Here is a 23,384-nt window from a genome sequence, read left to right as displayed (position 1 = left end):
AATTTAAGAAAATAGTCATTGTCGGTATTTTACCGGCAATGGCATTTTCGTTTTTTTACAGAAATTTATTTTTTGACTAATTTTAAAAAACTATTACATAAAAAATGAAAATTCCCAATTAATAAGGATTATTCAGGAGGAAAAAAATGAGCAAGATGCCAACAAAGTATATATTTGTTACTGGTGGTGTTGTATCAGGTTTAGGTAAGGGTATTACAGCAGCGTCACTGGGTCGTCTGTTAAAATCAAGAGGTCTTAAGGTTGCAGCACAAAAGCTTGACCCATACATTAATGTTGATCCGGGTACAATGAGTCCATATCAGCATGGTGAAGTTTATGTTACAGAAGATGGTGCAGAAACTGACCTAGACCTTGGTCACTACGAAAGATTTATTGATGAAAACCTTAACAAGTTTTCTAACCTTACAACAGGTAAGGTATATTCAAATGTTCTTGAAAAAGAAAGAAGAGGCGACTACCTAGGCGAAACAGTACAGGTTATCCCTCACATTACAAACGAAATTAAGCACTTTATTTATCAGGTTGGTAAGAATACTGATGCTGATGTTGTTATCACTGAAATCGGTGGTACAGTTGGTGATATTGAATCTCAGCCATTCCTAGAAGCTATTCGTCAGGTTAGCCTTGAAGTTGGCAGAGAAAACAGTATCTTCATTCATGTTTGTCTTGTACCTTACATTGCAGGTAGTGAAGAACACAAGAGTAAGCCAACTCAGCACTCTGTTAAGGAACTAAGAGCATTAGGTATTAACCCTGATATTATTGTTCTAAGATGTGACAAACCTCTAGAACAGTCAATCTTCAAGAAGATTGCTATGTTCTGTAATGTTCAGCCTGATTGCGTTATTGAAAATATCACAATCCCTGTTCTATACAAAGCTCCACTAATGCTAGAAAAAGCTAACTTCTGTGATGTTGTTTGTAGAGAACTTAATATTAAGGCTGAAAAAGGCGATATGAAAGAATGGCACGATATGCTTGAACGCATTGATGCCAGAGAAAAGACAGTTAAAATTGCACTATGTGGTAAGTATGTTCAGCTACATGACGCTTATCTATCAGTAGCAGAAGCACTTCGTCATGCCGGTTATGAAAACAAGGCTTTTGTAGAAATCAAGTGGGTTGATACAGAACTTATTACAGAATACACAGTAAATGACCTACTAGGTGATGTTGACGGTATCCTAGTACCGGGTGGCTTTGGTCAGCGTGGTGTTGAAGGTAAGATTAAAGCAGCAGAATATGCTCGTAAGAACAACATTCCTTACCTTGGTATCTGCCTAGGTATGCAAGTTGCAGTTATGGAATTTGCAAGAAATGTACTTGGCTTTGAAGATGCAAACTCAGGTGAATTTGCTCCTGAAAGCAAACACAAGGTTATTGACATTATGGAAGAACAGATGGGTGTTGTTACTAAGGGTGGTACAATGCGTCTTGGTGCTTATCCTTGTAAGGTTAAGCCAGGTTCAATGCTTGACAAGTGTTACGGTAAGCCTGAAGTTGCTGAAAGACATCGTCATCGTTATGAATTCAACAATGAATTTAGAGATGCATTTGAAAAGGCCGGTATGGTTATCTCAGGTACATCCCCTAACGGACTACTTGTAGAAGCTGTAGAAATCCCAGCTAACAAGTTCTTTGTTGCAGTTCAGTATCATCCTGAATTTAAGTCAAGACCAACTAATGCTCACCCTGTATTTAGAGAATTTATCAAGGCTTCTCTTGGTGAATAATTAACTTGACAAATTATATATAAATGATAAAATAAGTGTAGTTAGTATATGCTAACTACACTTAAACATAGAAATGAATTTTAATCAAGGAGCAGAAGAAAATGAAGGTAAATAGAAATTTTGACAATCTAGTTCCTAACTATCTTTTTGCTGAAATTGCAAAGAGAGTTAATGAATATTGTAGTGCTAACCCTGACAAAAAGGTTATTAAGCTAGGTATCGGTGATGTTACACTACCACTACCTAAGATTGCAGTTGAAGCACTTAAGAAAGGTGCTGACGACCTAGGCAACAAGGAAACTTTCAAGGGTTATCCTGACTATGAAGGTTATGAATTTGTAAGAAAAGCTGTTTCTGACTACTACAACACATTTGGTGTAAAGGTTGACCCATCAGAAATTCTTATTACAGATGGTGCAAAGTCTGACTCAGGTAACATTGGTGATATTTTCGATAAGGACAATACAGTTCTTGTAACAGATCCTGTATACCCTGTATATGTTGACAGTAACATTATGGCCGGTAGAAAAATTATCTATGCTGATTCTAACGAATCTAATGGTTTCTGTGCTATGCCTAACGAAGATGTAAAGGCTGACATTATCTACCTTTGCTCTCCTAACAACCCAACAGGTTCAGCTTACTCATATGACCAGCTAAAGACTTGGGTTGACTATGCTAACAAGAATGATGCAATTATTATCTTTGATGCAGCATATGAAGCATTTATCACAGATGACTCTCCAAGAAGTATCTTTGCAGTTGAAGGTGCAAGAACTTGTGCTATTGAACTTTGCTCACTATCAAAGACTGCCGGTTTCACAGGTACTCGTTGTGGTTACACAATCATTCCTAAGGAACTTGAAAGAGATGGCAAGAACATTTACAAGCTATGGTACAGAAGAGAAGCTACTAAGTTTAATGGTGTTTCATGGCCTGTACAGTGTGCAGCTGCTGCAGTTCTTTCTGAAGAAGGTCAGAAAGAATTTAAGGAAAACATTAGCTACTATCAGGAAAATGCAAAGATTATCGCTTCAGCAATGGACGAACTAGGCATTTACTACACAGGTGGTAAAAACTCACCTTACATTTGGCTAAAATGTCCTAACGGTATGGGTAGCTGGGAATTCTTTGATTACCTACTTGAAAATGCTAATGTTGTTGGTACACCTGGTGAAGGCTTTGGTAAGAACGGTGAAGGTTACTTCCGTCTAACTTCATTTGGTGATAGAGAAAACACTATCGAAGCAGTTAGAAGAATTAAGGAACTACTATCTAAGTAATTTTATTTTTCCTACTTATGATGTGATTTTTGAAGTAAAAACATAGCAAGAATAAATATATTTGTTCTTTACAATTATATATCTGAATTTTTACAACAGTTTTTTAATGATTTAAGCCACCCATTATGGGTGGCTTTTCTTGTTCTCTTCCCTATTTATTTGTTTTGTGACTAATTATTTATCTGTTCTAATCCATACTTTAGTACTACAAATTTTGGATTTTTAATTTTGATTGTGGGTTAAAATAAATCACTTCAACAAATTTGGTTTTTTCAATTTTGTCTGTGGGTAAAGGTTAATTTAATAAACTTATCTTTTCAATTTTGATTGTGGGTTAAGATAAATCAGTAGTATAAATTTGGGTTTGTGGGGATAATTAAATATGAAAAGTGTAAACTATGTGGTTGCACAATTCATAATACAACATTATTTTGTAGCATAAACTGTACCATATTTTATATCATATTTTGGCTTACAGTCGTAGGGGCGAACACTGTTCGCCCGTTTAATAGTAAAATGTTTTATGTAACTTAGTCCTATGTAGAAACTAAAAATTATCACTTGCTACATAGGGCAATATGCCAATAAAGAGGCTGATTTGCTCGGTCCAACAGTGTTGGACCCTACACCTGTGAGTCAAAGTTTAATATGATTTTATGTGCATATTCTCACTATAAATTTTTCTTTATACCCAATTAAATTTAAAACAAATTTACCTTTACCCACATTCCAAACTAAAAAGACAAACCCTAATTTGTTAAAGTATTTTCAACTTAGCACAATCAAAATTAAAAACTCTAATTGCAACACAACTACTCCAACATACATCAAAAAAGGCAAGGACAGACCTTGCCTTTTATAATTTTTAATAGATAATAATGATGACTGTAGTTAAAATATTACTAACAATATTTAATTAAAGCATAGCCTACTATATCTAATTAAAATATTACCTATATTAAATCTAAATCATCACTTAATAAATTTAAATTACAATTTTCTTCATTAATTATTAGAATGAGATTTTGACTGTTTTCTACTATCAATTTCTTCTTGAACTTTTTTAAATTCTTCATCTAATGCATCGTATTCTTTCTTTACTTCTTCATCATTCAACTGTTCATTTAAAAAATCATCGAATTTTGTCATAGCAATCTCCTTTATAAATGTTGTATATAAACTGCAACCACCTAAAAATAGGTGGTTGCCTCTCCTCTATTTAGTTATAACATAAATAATTTTAATTTACAAGTGGATTTATTTTACTACAACTTTACACTTTGTATAGACCTTGCTATTACTCTTTGCACTAACTGTAACATAGCAAGTACCTTTTTTCTTTCCGATTACCTTTCCCTTACTATTAACTGTAGCAATCTTTAAATTAGAAGTTTTGTACTTTACGCTCTTACTAACTTTGCCATTTCTATAGTAAACATAACCCTTAAGCTGAACAGTTTTGCCTTTCTTAACTGTAAGTGACTTAGAATTTAATACTACTGCTGATTTTGCACTGTTATAAGCTACTGTAGCCTTTAATAAGTTAATTTCAGTAGATTTATCTATCTTAGCCCATTGCTTCTTAGAACCATCATAAAAGACAACTCTCAGCTTGTTACACTTATAGAATGACTCAGATGAAACAACAGTAACACTTTTTGGAATTACAATAGTTTCAAGGTTCGTACAATAAGCAAAATTGTTTTGTTCAATCCACTTTATTGACTTTGACAATGTAACTGACTTTAGATTTTTACAATACATAAATGATGCAACATCCATCCTATTTACTGTTGATGGAATTATAAATCTTGTATTCTTTTTACCGGGAGCATATTGAATAAGGTACTTCTTACCGGCTTTATATAGCACATCATTAACAGAAACAAAGTACTTGTTATTCTTGTCAACAGTAATCTTAGTTAAGTTAGGACAACTAAAAGCACCATCACCGATTCTGTAAACTTGCTTAGGAATATAGAAGCTCTTTAAGCTTGAGCAACCAAAGAATACATTACTGTCAATATTCATTTTTACATTGCTATTAGGAATTGTAACTTTAGAAAGTATTTTACAATTCATAAAAGCAAAACTTTGAATAGATGTTAAATTCTTTGGTAATGAAATGTTAGTTAGCTTTCTGCAATTTGCAAATGAAAGGAAACCTACTGATGATACACTACCGGCTATTTTCACAGTAGCTAAGTTTGTACAGTTCATAAAAGCAAGGTTGCCTATATTCTTCACACCATTTTCTACTACAACAGTCTTGATTTTAGTTACATAATTCTTCCATGGTGTATTAGGTGTAACCTTAAAAACATCATCATAATCATCATAACCATCAGGGTCATCAACATCGTAACTATAATCAGCCATTTTACCATTGCCTGATATTGTCAGTGTACCATTCTTATCATTAAATGACCACTTACAATTTAGTGAATTACCTGATTTTTCATTGGTTGTATCTGCCGATACTGTAGCAACATAAAATGCACTAACCATCATCAATACTGATAAAATAATACTTATCATTTTTTTCATAAGTCATCTTCCTTTCTTATTTATATTTTTAGGGTATTCTATTTGCAACACTACAAAACGGTAGTAGTATTTCCTTTCCATCATCCTTTCTTTTTTATTAAACACCCATTATGCTCTTCTATATATAACACTTTTTAAGTATTAAAAAGGTTACACAATTTCCAAAAATTATTAAAAATATTATAAGTAAAGGAAAAAGCCTTCCTAAATAGGAAGGCTTAAACTTAAAATCAATATTTAGTTGCGTTAATAATTTGGCTTGTAACATTTTGGTCAGTATCTGCAATTGTAAGTAAAGTATTATCCACTTGTTCTACAACTGCTGAATTCTGCCACAATTTATCGTAGTTACTACCTTTTTCTTCGTCAAACTTTGAGTAGTTCATTGAACGGGCATCTTCAATAACCTTTTTGGCATTTTTATCAGTATCAAAAACATAATAAATAGCAACATCGCTATTGTTTACATTTACCTTTACTGCTGACTTTAAGCCATCATAAGGGAAGATTTTCAGCTTATTCTCATCAGTCACAATTTCCATCTTAAAATTAAGAGAAGAAACATTTTCAAGTGCTGACTTAAACTCATCAGCTGACAAAGATTTTTTGCTAGGCAATGTTGTTGTAGTTACAATCTTACTACTGTTATTACTGCCGGAACTTGTACTGTCCTTGCTGTCACAACCACAAAATACAACTACTACACATAGTACCAAAGCAAAAAGTGACAATATTTTTTTCATTAATATCACCTAGAATCAGCTAATCATTGACTTGATCTTTTCAAGAACATCCTGAGCATTTGCTTTGCCCTTACTGTTCTTCATTACATAACCCATACAAGCCATAATTGCCTTTTCTTTACCCTGTTTATACTGTTCAACAGCCTTAGGATTTGCCTCAATAGCCTGACGACAAAGGTCATCAACAAAGCTATCGTCAAGACCTGCCATATCTTCTTCACTGATATATTCAGTACAAGGCTTACCACTTTCAAGCATCTTATCCAGTGTTGACTTAGCAAGGTTGTTCTGTACCTTACCACCCTCAATTAACTTACATAGTTCGTTAAGTTGTTCAGGTGTAGTCTTAACATCAAATGCTTCTTTGTCCTCTTCTGTCTGTAGAATACGGAACATCTGACCGATAATAAAGTTACTTGCAGTCTTTGGCTTTTTAAGGTCAGTAATAGCTTTGTCAAAATATTCAGAAATATTTCTATATTTAGTTAGAAGTTGAGCATCCTTTTCAGGAACACCATATTCACTCACATATCTCTTGTACTTTTCTGTTGGTAATTCAGGAAGTGTACTCTTGATTTCTTCAACTTCTTCATCTGTAACACAGATTGTAACAAGGTCAGGATCTCTAAAGTAACGGTAGTCATGAGCATCTTCCTTACTTCTCATAGAAGATGTTGTGTTAGTAGCATCATCATATCTTAATGTTTCCTGTACTACCTTACCACCGTTTTCAATTAGGTCAACTTGTCTTTCATATTCATACTCCATAGCTTTCATAATGTTGCTGATAGAGTTCATATTCTTGATTTCTGTACGAGTACCCAGCTTTTCGCTACCCTCAGGTCTAACAGAAATGTTAACATCACAACGCATTGAACCTTCCTGCATACGACAGTCAGAAATGCCAATGTAACGCATAACCTGCTGTAGCTTTTCTACATATTCTCTTGCTTCATCAATATAACGAATGTCCGGTTCAGAAACAATTTCGATTAGTGGAACGCCACCACGGTTATAGTCAACATATGTGTCACCATGGCTATGGATAAGTTTACCGGCATCTTCTTCAATATGAATGTGATGAAGTCTGATTTTCTTACCACTTGAAAGTTCAACATAACCACCAATAGTTAGTGGAGCATATAGCTGACTAATCTGATATGCTTTTGAAAGGTCAGGATAGCAATAATTCTTTCTATCCATTTTTGAAATGTTAGCAATCTTACCATGTGTAGCAAGACCAGCCTTGATACCATATTCAACAACCTTTTTGTTTAGCTTAGGAAGTGTACCCGGAAGTCCAATACAAACAGGACAACAATGGCTATTAGGAGCACCACCAAAAGCAGTTGAACAAGAACAGAAAATCTTAGTATCTGTTGCAAGTTCAATGTGGGTTTCAAAACCTGCTACTAATTCATATTTCATAGCTTAACACCCCACTTTGTATCTTTAAAGTTTTCAGGACAAGCCTGTTCATATTTATATGCAACATTAAGGATTTTGCCTTCCTTAAATTTGTCGCCGATAATCTGCATACCGATTGGCATACCGTTTTTGTTGAAACCACAAGGAACAGAAACTGATGGCAGACCTGCAATATTGATAGGTACTGTACAAATATCTGTTAGGTATGTTTCAACAGGATCAGAAGTAGCCTCTCCTGACTTAAATGCAGTCATAGGAACTGTTGGTGCAAGAATAACATCAACATTCTTAAATGCATCATCAAAAGCCTTAATGATAGTACCTCTTAGGTTCTGAGCTTTCTTGTAATAAGCATCATAATAACCGGCAGAAAGTACATAAGTACCAAGCAGAATTCTTCTCTTAACTTCTTCACCAAAACCTTCACTTCTGGTTTTGCAAATCATATCATGGATGCCTTCATAATGTTCTGTCTTGTAGCCATAACGGATACCATCATATCTGCCTAAGTTTGAAGATGCTTCAGCACAAGCCAGAATATAATAAACAGGAAGTGCAAACTTTAGTGCAGGTAAATCAAAGTAAACAATTTCTGCACCCATTTCTTCATACTTCCTAGCAGCCTCTAGCACAGCTTCTTTAACATCTTCACGAACACCCTCTAGGTATTCTCTGGCAATACCAATCTTCATACCCTTAATATCATTGTTAAGAGTATCATAAGTTGGTTCACCTTGTCTGCCTTCACAAGTAGAGTCGTTCTCATCATATTCAGAAATAACATCATAAACAAGAGATGCATCTTCTACTGTTTTTGTGATAGGTCCAATCTGGTCAAGGCTACTTGCATAAGCAACAAGACCATATCTTGAAACTGCACCATATGTTGGCTTTAGACCAACAATACCACAGAATGATGCAGGCTGACGAATACTACCACCTGTATCTGAACCTAAACCAAAGACAGCAATATCACCACCAACTGCTGATGCAACACCACCTGATGAACCACCGGCTACATGGTCGGTATTAAATGGGTTTGTTGCACCACCAAAGCAAGAAGTTTCGCAAGAAGAACCCATAGCAAATTCATCCATATTTGTTTTACCAAGTAGGATTGCATTGTTCTTCTTTAGGATTGCCCAAACTTTTGCATCATAAATTGGCTTATAGCCTTTTAAAATCTTACTGCAACAAGTTGTTTCGATACCATTTGTAGAAATGTTATCCTTTAGTGTCATTGGGACACCCTCAAGAGGAAGTAGCTTTTCACCTCTCTTGATTTTTTCATCAACTTGTTTTGCTTGTTCAAGGGCAACTTCCGGTGTAACTGTAACATAAGCGTTAAGTTCACCGTTAGCCTCCTCAATAGCTTTTAAATACTTTTCTGTAAGTTCAACACAGCTAATCTCTCCGTTTTGGAGCATAGACTGTATCTTTTCAATATATCCCATATTTTCCTCCAAAACTTAAGCGTGATTTCTTACAAGGAAGTGGTCTTCCCCTTGTTCAGGAGCATTCTTTAGAATTTCCTCTGTTGGCAAAGATGGCTTTACCACATCTTCACGAAAAACATTGGAAAGGTTATTAATATTGTCAAACTCTACACCCTCAGTATCAGCATTGTTGATTGTATCTGCAAAAGAAACAATCTCTTGCATTGACTCTGTAAGGCTGTCCATTTCTTCCTCAGGAACAAATAGCTTTGAAAGTAGAGCAATGTTTTCTACATCTTCTCTGGTAATCATCTTGTCACCCTCTAATTTATCTTAACTTAATATGAACTTCTCTTAACTGTTGTTCAGTAACTTCACCCGGACTACCAAGTAGTAAGTCCTGAGCATTACTATTCATAGGGAATGCAATAACTTCACGGATATTTTCTTCCTCTGTAAGTAGCATAATCATTCTGTCAACACCCGGTGCCATACCCGCATGTGGTGGAGCACCGTACTGGAATGCATTGTATAGTGAGCTGAACTTTGACTTTAGATCATCTTCGCTGTAACCTGCCATATCAAATGCCTTAACCATAATATCTAGGTCATGGTTACGAACTGCACCGGAAGAAAGTTCAACACCGTTACAAACAATATCATACTGATATGCAAGAATTTCTGTTGGGTCTTGATTCTGTAGTGCATCCATACCACCCTGTGGCATTGAGAATGGGTTATGAGTAAATGCTAGGTGACCGTTTTCGTCATATTCAAACATTGGGAAGTCAACAATAAAGCACATTTCAAACTTACTCTTGTCGATTAAGTCCAGTCTGTTTGCAACTTCTGTACGAATCTGACCTGCAAGAACAGGAGCTTGATCAGGAGTATCGGCAATAAAGTAAATAACATCTCCTGCTTTACTACCGTTTCTCTTAATTAGTTCTTCTCTGTCACCGGGCTTTAGGAACTTATCAATAGGACCGTCAAATGTTAAATCATCATTAACCTTTACATAGCCCAGACCCTTCATACCGATTGAAAGAGCAAATTCTTCCATTCTCTTGAACCACTTTTTGCTCTGCTTTGCACAGTCAGGAACATTGATAGAACGAACTGTCTTTTTACGGAATGGAGCAAAATCAGTTTCTTCAAACATATCAGAAATTTCTACAATAAGTAGTGGGTTTCTTAGGTCAGGCTTATCTGAACCATATTTTAGCATTGATTCCTTATATGGAATTCTCTTAAATGGTGGTTTGCTAACTTCCTTATCGCTGAACTTCTTAAATGTATCATAAAGAACTTCTTCAGCAACTGCAAAAACATCTTCCTGAGTAGCAAAAGCCATTTCAAAGTCTAGCTGATAGAATTCACCCGGAGAACGGTCTGCTCTTGCATCTTCATCTCTAAAGCAAGGTGCAATCTGGAAGTATTTATCAAAACCTGAAACCATTAGTAACTGCTTAAAAATCTGTGGAGCTTGAGGTAGAGCATAGAACTTACCCTTGTGCTTTCTTGATGGGATTAGGTAGTCTCTTGCACCTTCCGGTGAAGATGTTGAAAGGATTGGAGTTTGCATTTCCAAAAATCCCATATCATTCATTTTACTTCTTAGGTAGCTGATAATCTGACTTCTTAGTACAATGTTGTTATGAACCTTAGGGTTTCTAAGGTCTAGGAATCTGTACTTTAGTCTTACATCTTCAGAAGTATTTGTTGAAGTCATAACTTCAAAAGGTAGGTTATTCTTACACTTACCAAGAACCTTAATGTCCTCTGTGTGTACTTCAACATAACCTGTTGCAATCTTCTTATTGATTGTGTCTTCATCTCTCTTAACTACTTTACCTGAAAGAGTAACAGTACATTCTCTGTTAATATCTTTTAGGATTTCGTCATTGTGAACAACAACCTGAAGAACACCGTAGTGATCACGAATATCAAGGAACATAACACCACCGTGGTCACGGATATTTTCTACCCAACCTGCTACACGGACAGTATCTCCTATATTACTTTCTCTTAATTCGCCACAAGTAACTGTGCGATAAATATTTTCTCTAACCATTTCTACTTTCCTTTCCAGAAATGTTTTGGGCATACTATGACCCATAATGAAATATTATAACATAGACAACAGTATCTTTCAATATTAAATAGAATATTTTTACTATTTCGTTTCTGTGTTGTAAATAGATATGACCCATTTTAGGGTAAAAATAAAATACGATTTAATATTTCGCTTGTTTTACTGACTTTTGATTATGAATATTAATTAATGAATGGATTTCAATTCTAACTTTTCACTCAATAACTGCATTGGACTCTTGTAATCAAGTGTTCTCATTGTTTTGTTATTACTCCATTCCAAATGTCCTTTTAATTTTGTGTTTAATTCTTCAATATTTCTGAATGTTTCCCATTCATAGAAATATCTTTGGTCGTTTCTATGACTTCTTTCTACCTTTCCGTTGTGCCAAGGTGTTCGTGGTGGTATTAATTTATGATTTATACCTAGTTTGTTTAATTCTATTTCAAAAGGACTTTTCACTTCACTGCTCTGATATTTATATGTGAACTCTCTTCCGTTATCTGTTTGAATAGTCTGTATTTTAAACGGAAATTCTTTCAATAACATTTTCAAAAATTTGGTTGAGTTTTCCGTGTATGTTCTTCAAACCCATATACAAATCTCATCCTTGTACATTCATCTATTGCAGTCCATTGATAAAAATGCTTTCCGTCCCTTAAAGCCTTACCTCTTAAGCAATTATATGGCACTTCTTTTACATCTATCTGCACCTTTTCTCCAGGTATTAACAGTTCCGGATATCTTCTATGCTTACGGCTCTTTTTCTTGGTCTTTTTATATTTTACTAAGCCCATTCTTTTAGCTGCATATATCATTCCTGAGTAGCTTCTTGTATATCCTTTTCTCTTTAAATCACTGTATACTCCATCCCATCCATATCTTTCATAGCACTTTTTGAAAGAATTTCTAATTTGTCTTTCTTCTCTTTTTGTGTGCCTGTTAGGATGACTATGTGGTCTGTGTGATTTAGGCAATAGCGATTGCCAGGTACCGTCATATTGGTTACACCATCTCTTTACGCTTGAAAGACTTACACCGTACACTCTACTTGCTTTGCTTTTTCCTTTTCTTAGTGCGTATTTTACTATGGCTTGCTTTTTCTTTGCTTCTTGTGTTATCATATTCATGAGGAGTACTTCTTTCTTAGGTTAATGTTTTTTTAGCGATTCCATTATACCATATTTTGAAGTTACTCCTCTTTTTTATTGGGTCATATCATTTTAGCACATACAAAATAGAATATTTTTACTATTTCGTTTACGTTATTTTACAAACTCATTATAACATATAAAAAGGCTTATATACAGAGGTTTTTTCGATAATTACTAATCTTTTTTAATATTTATGTTATGATAATCCATAGTATTAAATAATCAATATTAGTTATTAAATAAATATTCATACTATAAGATTTGCAATTATTTTGTACTTATTTTTATTTGATAAATTAGAATTTTTCAATTCTTATTGTGGGTTAAGGTTAGTTTCATAAATTAGGGTTTGTCTTTTTAATTTTGATTGTGGATAAAGGTGAATTTGTTATAAATTTAGTTTAGTATAAAGAAAAATTTGCAAAATTATCATACCTTATACCATTGTTAAAGTGTGACTAACAGGTGTAGGGGACATCATTGATGTCCCGTTACAAACTAGCCTTTATATAGGTACTTTGCCCTATATGGTAAGTTATAATTTTTAGTTTCTACATAGGACTAAGTTACATAAAACATTTTACTATTAAACGGGCGAACAATGTTCGCCCCTACCGTGTAACTCATAATATTTATTATATTTTATAGTTAAAGATAAAGGAAAGTTTCAGATAATATGGAATTGTAAATGAATTTACAATTCCAACCACTCCTTCCGTCTTTGCATACGCAAAGCCACCTCCCTCAGCGAGGGAGGCAACAAGGTCTGTATAATTTCTTCTTTGTGTACAAACTTACAAATTTGTACATATTGTGTTTGGCTTCCTCAGACGAGGAAGCTGTCATTCGTGAATTGCAGAGCAATTCACTTTTTAAAGAATGACTGAAGGAGGGAAAAAGCTATTAATTAGATTAATTAATCGGTTACTATCTAATTAACCCACACTACATAAACATCCCCACAAACCCAAATTTATACTACTGATTCATCTTAACTCATAAACAAAATGAAAATATAAAAAGGTGTTTCAACAAAAGATTGAAACACCAATAAAAATAAATTATTTATTTTTTATAGCATTAAGTAGTTTGATAATTTCAGCGAAGCCAAGCATAAGCATACCACTAAGGAAACTAGATCCCCAACAAATTGATGCAACACCAATTGAAAATTTATATCCGATTTCTTCACCTAAGAAAAGACCCACAAAGAAACCTGCAATAAAAATAATTACTGCAATTACTGTGAATACAGTTGCAATAGAGTTACTGCCTGACTTTGTGCCGTTATTTTCATCTTGGTTAATAGCAATGTTGCTATACTTCAAAATCTCAGCATATTCCTCATCAGTAACGGAAATAGGAATTTTTCTAAAATATTTACCTTGATGAGTTACTTGATCATATTCATATTCCGGATATTTTTCGCTCCAAGCAGGATTTTCTGAATATTCTTTATCATAAAGTCCCAAGTCATTCAAAACTTTTGCTTTTTCCATATTCTTATTATATTCGGCTTGTATTTTCTGTTGATTAATAAATTCTTGTACCCTTTGATTCATTCTACTTATCCCCTAATTTACAATTATTTCTTTTCACTTTACAACTATTACTATATCATCATCAGACTATTTTGTCAATTTTTGCTTAACAAATCATAAAATACACTATATATACAACTGAGTAATTATTATAAATAGAAATTAAAATAAAAAAATCGAGGACATCTCAAAAAGAGATGCCCTCAAAAAGGAGTTGATTATTCTAAATTATTTTAGATATGTTAAACCTGTTTCGCCAATAGCTCCGTCAATACCTGTGAAGCCATTACCACAACATACATAAACTCTCATATTTGACTTACCAGGAGCTGAAACTGAAAGTGTACCGTTTGTAACAACCTTCTTGTCACCTGTAACTGCGTCAATATATGTACCGTTAGGAATGTTCTTGAATGTTGCACCACTTGAGATTGTAACTAGAGCAAGTGAATCTGTGTCATCGCTTGTGTATCTTCTGATATAAGCCATATCACCACTTACATAGTTGCTATCTACTGTGTACTGACCCTTCTGAAGAGCAGGAACAGCACGACGAATCTTGTTAAGCTTTGTGATATGCTTTGCTAGAGGATAGCTTAGAGATTCTGAAGCAGCACCTGTAGCTGTATAATCACCAAAGTCTGTTGTCTTAACATCACCTTCAACATGGTCACCGAAGTAAGCACGACCTGTGCCTTCAAGAGGAGTCTTGTTAGCACCACCGTCAATCATAATGCCCTTCTTAAATTCAATTTCTGAACCGTAGTAAATACAAGGAATACCACGGAATGTGAACATTAGGTCTAGGTTTTCTGCCCAAGTTGAAGTACCACCGTTAAATCTAACACTATCGTTAGGGCCTGGAGCGTAGTCATGTGAATCAACATAAACAACATTCCAAGTTGAGTCATTAAAGTACTTATCTTCCTGCTTAGCTAGGCCATAAGCATTGCCGGCAGTATTGAAGTTATAGTGCATTGTAAAGTCAATTGCATTCATACCTGAAGCCTTGCTTGTATCAGGTGTATGGTAGCTAATACCCTTTAGGAATGCATTGTCAGATGTTGGCTGAATTGATGTATCATCATATTCGTTATAGTGGTCAAATGTTAGGTTCATATTGTTGTTGATAGATTCAAGATCTGTGCCACTTGACCATTCCTTTGCCCACTTAGGATCAGATTCATCCCATGTGTAGAACATTGATGATTCCTGAGCATGGTCACGATACCAAATCTGACCGTAACGAGTACAGATTTCACCGAACATATAGAAGTTAGGGTTACCGTACTTAGCTGCATTAGCCATCATCTGCTTGTTATACATCATATTTAGAGTTAGTCTAGGAATATGTCTAACAGTATCAACACGGAACGCATCAACACCCATAGCCATATACTTACTATATGCCTGGTTAATATATTCAGCAACTGCTGGGTTTTCTGTATTTAGGTCAACACAGTCACCTGCAATCTGAGCATATTTACATGACCAGTCATCCCAGTTTAGATTTCTAAAGTAAGATGTGTGGTAGTAGTTGTTAGGGTTGTAAACTGAAGATTTTGATAACTTATCATCAGAGTAATCCTTTGTTGATGGGTGAACACCTGTAGAGTTACTTGACTGAATTGTGTTATTCTTCATTAAGTCAATTCTTGCTTCATGCTGTTTTGCAGGAGTTAAGTTCCAGTATTCTTCTGCTGTACTAACACCGGCCTGGTCTAGAAGCTTTTGTGTAGGAATCATAGAATCTTCAATGCTTGATAAATCCTTTGAAGTATCCTTATCGAATAGCTTACAAAGTGTACCTTCACCGAAGTTACCTGTATGCTGCCATACAACATCCTGTACAATCTTCATACCCTTTTTATGAGCTGCCTGAATTAGGTCCTCATATGTAAAGTCATCACTTTCATATCTTGAGTCAACCTTTGAGAAGTCCATAGCATGGTAGCCGTGGTAGTCATAACCTGAGCCGTTTTCAACAACAGGAGTAATCCAAATTGCTGAGAAACCAAGTGCCTTAATGTAGTCTAGCTTTTCAGCAAGACCCTTAAAGTCACCTCTCCATGCAGGGTCAGAGTCAGGGTTGTTGTAAACATTATCATCCCAACAGTGAACATCGTTAGACTTATCACCGTTGTAGAATCTTGTTGTAACTACAAAGTAAATTGATTCTTCACGGAAATCAACAGATGATGCAGGGTCAAACTCATCTGGGTTTGAGCTCCACCAAATGTTGTTATAGAACCACCATTCACCTGTCTTACGAGTAAGCTCCTTTGAAAGTTGCTTACCGTCTTTGTCTGTGAACATTAGGTTAATCTTTGTAACATCTTTAAATGTTGTTGTGTACCAGTTATCCTTGTCAGCAGTCATCTGTTCACCTGGATAATCTGTCTTAATATTATTTGGAAGTGAATTCCAATAATATACATATGGAGTTACGCCTTCGCTCTTATAGTGTACTGTAATTCCAGTTTCTGTAGTTTCGCCGGCAGCAGTTTTCTTAGTGCTTGTATCCTTAGCAGATACACCAACTGTGCCTACAACCATAATAGATGCTGAAACTGCAATGACCATCAAGAGTGCAATGATTTTTTTAATTTTGGTCATAATCTACTATACCTCTTTTTAATTTGCTTTAGCAAGGAATTTTTGGATAGCTACAGCATCCTTAACATTCATTTTACCATCTTTGTTAAAGTCAGAAACTGATTCATCATATGAATCAATAACGAAGCCTGTGTGCTTCTTCTGGATTAGAGCAGAGTCTCTGATATTTAGAACACCATCACCATTAACATCGCCAAGAATCTTGCTTGGATCCGGAGTTGATGGTTCAGTAGCAGTAGTTGGAGTTGTTACTGTTGGATCTGTCTTAGATGGAGTTGTTACAGATGGAGAAGTTGGCTGAGTATCTTCTGTTGGATCTGTTGGATTCTGAGTTGATTCAAACTTTAACTGCTGAGTGATTGTCTGGTTATCACTACCCTGAACAGATACATCAACTGTATAAGTACCAGTCTTAGTTGCTGTAAATGAATAATTCTTGTTTAGTGTGTAATAAGCTGTGTTAACCTGTTCACCTGTAGGATCTTTAACTACATATTTGTAGAAAAGAAGCTTTGTGCCTGTGTTACCACCGGCTGCATTTACAGAAAGGTTAGTAGCTGTACCTGTCTTAATCTGCTTACCTGTAAGAGGGTTAGAAGATAGGAATACAGGCTTTTGTTCCTGAGAAGGGTCTTTGATTGAGAAAGACATTTCTCTAAAGTTCTGGTTACCTGCGTTATCCTTAACATCAACTCTAATTGTGTAGTCACCTGAAGAAGCAGGATTCCATACACAAGAATTGTTAGAAGAATAAGAACTGATAACCTGACCGTTTACTGAGTACTGATACTGTACACCTGTAGTGTCGCTCTTTGTAACAGTTGTTAGTGTAATAGCACTACCAATGTAAGCAGGTGACTTAGTGTCGGATTCAAAAGATGTAATTCTTAGTGGGCTTGTATCATATACTTCCCAAGAACCGTCTTTGTAAATCATACTGTTACCAGGGTAAACAATATTACCTGTCTGTGAGCTACCGTTATTGAAGATGATGTGGTCGTATTCGCCCTTAATGTCATAAGACCATACACCGTCACCTTCATCTGTCATAGCTTCACCGGGCCAAGTTTTATTGCTTGAATTGCCCTTACTTTCATTCCACATGTAAGCGTTAACCTTTGACCAGTTAGCAGTGTTTTGGAAATACACTGTGTCGCCACTTGCAGAGGTTGCCCCTGATTTTTCTGTGTCAGTATTAGCAGCAAATACAGAATAACTGCCAACACCTACAGCACTTAAAAGCATAAGTACTGCTAGGAAAACACCAAAGGACTTTTTACATAATGTTTTCATTGTTTTGCCTCCTAAAAGTAAATATAAATTCTTACGGTTAAATTATATCAAAAATGTGCAAGGTTTTTTATTCTTTAAAAGAATAAACAAATTTAATTATATACAATCTTTTATACAATAACTTGTTTATATGTACCAAGTTATGAACTAAATATTAATAGCCCTTTAAATACATGTAACAGTATTTTATGAAATTATGAACTAGGGTTTTATTTTATCCCAATAAGCCTTAAAGGCTTGTTCGTTTTTATTGTCACCATATGTATAATATTGCCTATTTTTTAGAATATCAGGTAAATACTGCTGTACAACATAATGATGGTCATAATCATGAGGATAAAGGTAATGTTGTCCTTTGTTTTGATTATCTTCACCGTCATAGTGGGTGTTTTGTAGTTGTCTTGGAATACTGCCAACATTACCGGCTTTTATATCAGCCATAGCTTTGTCTATTGCCATTTCTCCGGAATTTGATTTTGGAGCATTACATACCATAATAACTGCATCAGCTAAAGGGATTCTGGCCTCAGGCAATCCTACCGACATTGCAATATCAACACAACACTTTACTATAGGTATAAGGTTAGGATAAGCAAGTCCCACATCTTCACAAGCACATACCATTAGTCTTCTACAAGCAGAAATCAAGTCACCTGCAATAAGAAGTCTTGCAAGATAATGCAAAGCTGCATTTGCGTCACTGCCACGCATACTCTTTTGATAAGCTGACAAAATGTCATAATGCTCATCACCTTCCCTATCGTACCTCATAGCACTTCTTTGGGTTAAATCTTTTGCAGTTTCTTCTGTAATAGTTTTCACACCATCAACAGTATCTGTTGCTAGGAAAGAAAGTTCTGCACTATTCATAGCCTTTCTTACATCTCCACCACAAGCAACAGAAATTGTCTTAACTGTTTTATCGTCAATTTCAACAGAAATACCGTTTTCATCTGCTAAAATAGAAAATGCTCTTCTAACTGCTTTTTCTACTTCTTCATATGGAACAGGTTTAAACTCAAAAACAGTACTACGACTTAAAATTGCATTGTATACATAGAAATAGGGATTTTCTGTTGTAGATGCAATTAAAGTGATTTTGCCGTTTTCAATGTATTCAAGTAATGTTTGTTGTTGTTTCTTATTAAAATACTGAATTTCATCAAGGTATAGCAACACACCGTTTAGTCCGGCAAAACCATCAAGTTCCTTAAAAATATCTTTCAAGTCAGAAGTTGATGCAGTTGTACCGTTTAACTTTTTGAAAGTCATATTGGTTTTCTTTGCAATATATGTTGCAAGGGTAGTTTTGCCAACTCCTGATGGTCCGTAAAAAATCAGGTTAGGAATTTTGTTGCTTTCAATAATTTTACGCAAAGGCTTTCCCTCACCTAAAATATGTTTTTGACCTACAATATCATCAAGGGTTGCCGGTCTAAGTCTGTCTGCTAAAGGTTGCATAATTTCCTCCTTTCATTTTTAATACAATAAACCATTATTAACTAAAATAATAGGGTGTCACAAAGACACCCTATTAATATTTTGTAATATTTATTTTGTTAAATACTCCAAATTAGTCTTCGTATAGAGGATACTTCTTGCAGATTTCTTCAACACCTGCTCTAACCTTATCCTTGTTACCTTCATAGTCATTAAGTACTAGTGTAATATATTCAGCAATCTTGTCACAATCTTCTTCCTTTAGTCCACGAGTTGTAACTGCTGCTGTACCGATACGAACACCACTTGTAACAAATGGGCTTAGTGGTTCATTTGGAATAGTATTCTTGTTAACTGTAATATAGCAGTCGTCAAGTCTTGCTTCAAGTTCCTTACCTGTAACACCTGTATCTCTTAAATCCATAAGTAGAACATGGTTGTCTGTACCACCTGAAACCAGCTTACAGCCTCTCTTAACAAGACCATCGGCAAGAGCCTTACAGTTCTTAACAATCTGCTTACCGTATTCCTTAAATTCAGGCTTTAGAGCTTCACCAAGACAAACTGCCTTTGCAGCAATAATGTGCATTAGTGGACCACCCTGAGTACCTGGGAAGATAGCCTTATCAATAGCCTTAGCATACTGTTCCTTACAAAGAATCATACCACCTCTAGGTCCACGAAGTGTCTTATGAGTTGTTGTTGTAACAAAGTCACAATATGGTACTGGGTTTGGATGAACACCTGCTGCTACAAGACCTGCAATGTGAGCCATATCAACCATTAGCAAAGCACCAACTTCATCAGCAATTTCTCTGAACTTTGCAAAGTCAATGATTCTTGGGTAAGCTGATGCACCGGCAACAATCATCTTTGGCTTACATTCTTTAGCAATTTCAAGAACCTTATCATAGTCAATACGGTGAGTTTCACTATCAACACCATAAGGTACAAAGTTAAAGTACTTACCACTCATATTTACAGGTGAACCGTGAGTTAGGTGACCACCTTCGTTAAGGTTCATACCCATAACTGTATCGCCCGGTGTTAGCATTGCAAAATAAACTGCCATATTAGCCTGAGCACCTGAGTGAGGCTGAACATTAGCATGTTCTGCACCAAATAGTTCACAAGCTCTCTTTCTGGCAATTTCTTCAACCTTATCTACTGCAAAGCAACCACCATAGTAACGCTTACCCGGATAACCTTCAGCATACTTATTAGTTAGTAAGCTACCCATAGCAGCCATAACTGCAGGTGAAACAATGTTTTCTGATGCAATAAGTTCAAGGTTTCTCTTCTGACGAGCCTGTTCTTCAGCCATTGCTGAACCAACTTCAGGGTCGTACATATTTACAAAATCAATAGAATTTACTTTTTCCATTTTAATTATCTCCCATTTCTTTTATTTACTATCCATTATATAGGAAAATTCCTTATATTTCAACTATTAATGTGCATATCCAAAACTTTTTGCACCAAAGCATACAATTCTTCAAGTGACGAAGTATGACCGGCTTCATTTCTTAGGGATGCTGCACCTCTAAAACCTTTTAGATACCACACAATATGTTTTCTGCTTTGACGAATACCAAGGTACTCACCTTTTAGTTCACACATTCTCTCAATCTGCTTAACCATTACAGAAAGTTTTTCTTCCGGTGTTGGCTTAGGTGGAATTGTTCCTGTCTTTAGATACTGATTAATTTCATCAAATAACCAAGGATTACCCAAAGCACCTCTGCCAACCATAATCATATCACAACCGGTATGCTCATAAAGTTTCTTAGCCTTTTCGGCAGAATTAACATCGCCGTTGCCTATTACGGGAATTGTTAGGTGGCTTTTCACTTCCTTAATAATATCCCAATCAACAGGTGGCTTGTAGTACTGTTGTCTTGTCCTACCATGTAAAGCTACTGCCGAAGCACCGTTTTCTTCCACAATAGTTGCAACTTCAAGACAATTTATCGAGTCATCATCCCAACCTTTTCTCATCTTTACAGTTACGGGAATATCAACTGCCGACACAACTTCCTTAACGATTTCACCACAAAGCTTAGGTGTTTTCATAAGGGATGCACCTGCACCGTTACCACTTATCTTTGGAGCAGGACAACCCATATTTATATCAATAAAGTCCGGTTTAAACTGCATTGCAAATACTGCAGCATCAGCCATAGTCTTTGGTTCATTACCGAAGATTTGAATACCGGATGGTCTTTCTTTATCGGTTAGTTCCATTAGTTCGGCAGACTTCTTACTATTATAATGTATTCCCTTTGAGCTTACCATTTCTGTTACAGTATAAGCAGCACCGTAGGAAGCACAAAGTTCTCTAAATGCACAATCTGCCACCCCTGCCATTGGGGCAAGAGCAGCAGAATTTTTTATTTCAATATTTCCGATTTTCATATTATATCCTTACTTAATTATTGGTATCTCTTGAATTTGCCCATATTTTTGCCTTTTACCTTAGTAGAAAGTAAAAATGCAATAATTACACAAGCAGAAATAATAACTGCAATCCAACAAACTACACCACCAACAAAGCTAACACCACCATCTTCATCAGCACCAATAGCAGTAGGTAATTCTTCTGCTACCTGAGTCGAGTCAACCAGTGTTGGTAATTTATTTACATCATAAGTCGGTTCAGTATAGTTTTCTGTTACAGGTTCGGTTTCAGGCTCAGTTTCCGGTTCTGTAGCAGGTTCGGTTTCAGGCTCTGTTTCAGGTTCAGTATATACAGGTTCTGTCACAGGCTCAGTTACCGGCTCTTGAGTTACCGGTTCAGTTACAGGTTCTTGAGTTACAGGCTCTGTTACCGGTTCTTGTGTCACAGGTTCTGTAGCTACAGGCTCTGTTACCGGTTCGGTTACAACATCTTCAGCAAAAGCAGTTGTAAATGACATTACACAGAACAAAGTTGCAATAGCCAGAACAATTGAAAATTTCTTTATATTAATTAATTTCATTATTATTACCTTCAATAATCATTGATAAGGTAATTATATCACATTTCAATTATTTTGCAATACTTTTGCCAGAGCCTTTCCCACCATCTTTCCGGAACGCTTTACTTCATCAATAGTATTTACATCTGTACCAAATTCAATTAGCAATGAACCGTTGCACACATTTAGGTTATAAGTGTATTCTCCAAAGTTAAGTGGTCTGGTTAATCCGGGATACATTGTTTCTGCAGTCTGTTGAAGTTTTATGGCAAAGTCAAGGTTATCTCTCCAAAATGGAAAGTCACCTCCACCCTCATACTGATAACCTGTCATAATCATAATTTGGGAGGCTTTCTTCCCTTTATATTTAAAAGTAGGTTTAACTTTACCGGACTCACCACCCTCACCAATAGCATCTCTATGTATATCAAGTACAACCTTAATACCCTTATACTTTTCCATATACTTTTGAATTGTTTGATAACTTCTATCATACCCACCGTTGTATGATGGATAGTCATGCTTTGTTTTGTCATGGATAACACCGATACCGGCCTTTTTCAGTTGTTTTTCTATTTCGTCACCTACTGCTGTAACATTTTCTTTATTATTAGTTGTTCTTGGATAATAGTCACTTGGATAATAATCGGTATCACTTTTTAGATAACTTTCACAAGTATGAGTATGGAAAATCAATACTTGAACTTGGTGGTTCTTTTCTATTTTAAACGGCAAACCTCTCTTTAATTCTGTGGCAATATCAAGGGAATAGTCAGTATAATTTTTTACACAAAAATTATCATATGTAATACCATCCTCACCAAACTGTTTTTCTATAACAGGATAATTTTTTCCTGATGAGGTGGTAGGGACAGTTTCTTTAGTTGTTTTATTCACCTTTGTTTTTGTAGTAGGTACAGTAGCTGAAACAGTAGTAGGTGTTGTTGTGGGAACTTCATCAACCTTCTTAACCACTTCAACCGAATTTTCCTTAGGTGTTACATAGCCACCTACCCTATTACATAGTGAATACATACCTGCAACAATAGCAACAAAAGCAAAAAGCAAACTTAACTTTCTTATATTTCTGCCCATAA

Annotated in this window: 19 protein-coding genes; 2 read left to right on the top strand and 17 right to left on the bottom strand. The window is 35.5% G+C overall.

The annotated features are described in order from the left end of the window. The first annotated feature begins 146 nt into the window (after positions 1-146). Entirely contained in the window at positions 147-1,754 is a 1,608-nt protein-coding gene (locus tag E5Z56_RS07305) for a CTP synthase (protein ID WP_269801946.1), read from the top strand. Between the two features lie 101 nt (positions 1,755-1,855). Beyond that, entirely contained in the window at positions 1,856-3,037 is a 1,182-nt protein-coding gene (locus E5Z56_RS07300) for an LL-diaminopimelate aminotransferase (protein ID WP_138157222.1), read from the top strand. Positions 3,038-4,042: 1,005 nt separating this feature from the next. On the opposite strand, the gene E5Z56_RS11695 is transcribed toward E5Z56_RS07300, so the two are convergent. From E5Z56_RS11695 to spoIIP, 17 genes are all read right to left on the bottom strand, one after another. After that, on the bottom strand, positions 4,043-4,186 hold the full coding sequence (locus E5Z56_RS11695; RefSeq protein ID WP_175405413.1) for a hypothetical protein: 144 nt from the start codon (positions 4,184-4,186) through the stop codon (positions 4,043-4,045). A 108-nt stretch (positions 4,187-4,294) separates the two neighbouring features. Continuing rightward, on the bottom strand, positions 4,295-5,584 hold the full coding sequence (locus E5Z56_RS07295; RefSeq protein ID WP_138157221.1) for a leucine-rich repeat protein: 1,290 nt from the start codon (positions 5,582-5,584) through the stop codon (positions 4,295-4,297). 230 nt (positions 5,585-5,814) lie between these two features. Then, positions 5,815-6,327, bottom strand: a complete 513-nt coding sequence (locus tag E5Z56_RS07290; RefSeq protein WP_138157220.1) for a hypothetical protein — start codon at positions 6,325-6,327, stop codon at positions 5,815-5,817. Positions 6,328-6,342: 15 nt separating this feature from the next. Then, a complete protein-coding gene (gatB, locus tag E5Z56_RS07285; protein ID WP_138157219.1) occupies positions 6,343-7,755 on the bottom strand; it encodes an Asp-tRNA(Asn)/Glu-tRNA(Gln) amidotransferase subunit GatB in 1,413 nt (470 codons plus the stop codon). Beyond that, the gene (gatA, locus tag E5Z56_RS07280; protein WP_138157218.1) at positions 7,752-9,209 is read right to left on the bottom strand and encodes an Asp-tRNA(Asn)/Glu-tRNA(Gln) amidotransferase subunit GatA; all 1,458 of its coding nucleotides are present in this window, start codon (positions 9,207-9,209) and stop codon (positions 7,752-7,754) included. Before gatA ends, gatB begins: the two co-directional genes overlap by 4 nt. 15 nt (positions 9,210-9,224) lie before the next feature. Then, positions 9,225-9,503: an Asp-tRNA(Asn)/Glu-tRNA(Gln) amidotransferase subunit GatC gene (gene gatC / locus E5Z56_RS07275; protein ID WP_022504784.1), complete on the bottom strand. Its 279-nt coding sequence runs from the start codon at positions 9,501-9,503 to the stop codon at positions 9,225-9,227. A gap of 16 nt (positions 9,504-9,519) precedes the next feature. Then, positions 9,520-11,265, bottom strand: coding sequence for an aspartate--tRNA ligase (gene aspS, locus E5Z56_RS07270; RefSeq protein ID WP_138157969.1), 1,746 nt, complete (start codon positions 11,263-11,265; stop codon positions 9,520-9,522). A gap of 207 nt (positions 11,266-11,472) precedes the next feature. Continuing rightward, positions 11,473-11,835, bottom strand: coding sequence for an integrase core domain-containing protein (locus tag E5Z56_RS07265; RefSeq protein WP_232842498.1), 363 nt, complete (start codon positions 11,833-11,835; stop codon positions 11,473-11,475). A 2-nt stretch (positions 11,836-11,837) separates the two neighbouring features. Then, positions 11,838-12,410, bottom strand: coding sequence for a helix-turn-helix domain-containing protein (locus E5Z56_RS07260; protein WP_175405412.1), 573 nt, complete (start codon positions 12,408-12,410; stop codon positions 11,838-11,840). A 1,091-nt stretch (positions 12,411-13,501) separates the two neighbouring features. Continuing rightward, positions 13,502-14,002 carry a hypothetical protein gene (locus E5Z56_RS07255; RefSeq protein WP_138157216.1) on the bottom strand — a complete coding sequence of 167 codons (501 nt, stop codon included), beginning with the start codon at positions 14,000-14,002 and terminating at the stop codon, positions 13,502-13,504. A gap of 207 nt (positions 14,003-14,209) precedes the next feature. Next, positions 14,210-16,597, bottom strand: a complete 2,388-nt coding sequence (locus E5Z56_RS07250) for an alpha-amylase family glycosyl hydrolase (protein ID WP_138157215.1) — start codon at positions 16,595-16,597, stop codon at positions 14,210-14,212. 18 nt (positions 16,598-16,615) lie between these two features. Then, positions 16,616-17,890 (bottom strand): starch-binding protein, encoded by a 1,275-nt coding sequence (locus E5Z56_RS07245; RefSeq protein WP_138157214.1) that lies wholly within the window; start codon positions 17,888-17,890, stop codon positions 16,616-16,618. A 201-nt stretch (positions 17,891-18,091) separates the two neighbouring features. Continuing rightward, a complete protein-coding gene (locus E5Z56_RS07240) occupies positions 18,092-19,351 on the bottom strand; it encodes a replication-associated recombination protein A (protein WP_138157213.1) in 1,260 nt (419 codons plus the stop codon). Positions 19,352-19,463: 112 nt separating this feature from the next. Next, the gene (locus E5Z56_RS07235) at positions 19,464-20,714 is read right to left on the bottom strand and encodes a serine hydroxymethyltransferase (protein WP_138157212.1); all 1,251 of its coding nucleotides are present in this window, start codon (positions 20,712-20,714) and stop codon (positions 19,464-19,466) included. Between the two features lie 59 nt (positions 20,715-20,773). Continuing rightward, the gene (gene dusB / locus E5Z56_RS07230; RefSeq protein ID WP_138157211.1) at positions 20,774-21,745 is read right to left on the bottom strand and encodes a tRNA dihydrouridine synthase DusB; all 972 of its coding nucleotides are present in this window, start codon (positions 21,743-21,745) and stop codon (positions 20,774-20,776) included. A 17-nt stretch (positions 21,746-21,762) separates the two neighbouring features. Then, positions 21,763-22,308 (bottom strand): hypothetical protein, encoded by a 546-nt coding sequence (locus E5Z56_RS07225; protein ID WP_138157210.1) that lies wholly within the window; start codon positions 22,306-22,308, stop codon positions 21,763-21,765. Between the two features lie 45 nt (positions 22,309-22,353). After that, entirely contained in the window at positions 22,354-23,382 is a 1,029-nt protein-coding gene (gene spoIIP, locus E5Z56_RS07220; protein WP_138157209.1) for a stage II sporulation protein P, read from the bottom strand. Positions 23,383-23,384: the final 2 nt, after the last annotated feature.

Source organism: Ruminococcus bovis (assembly GCF_005601135.1).
GTDB classification, from domain to species: domain Bacteria; phylum Bacillota; class Clostridia; order Oscillospirales; family Acutalibacteraceae; genus Ruminococcoides; species Ruminococcoides bovis.
The sequence above is the reverse complement of the archived record's forward strand: the minus strand, read 5'-3'. Positions and strand labels throughout refer to the sequence as shown.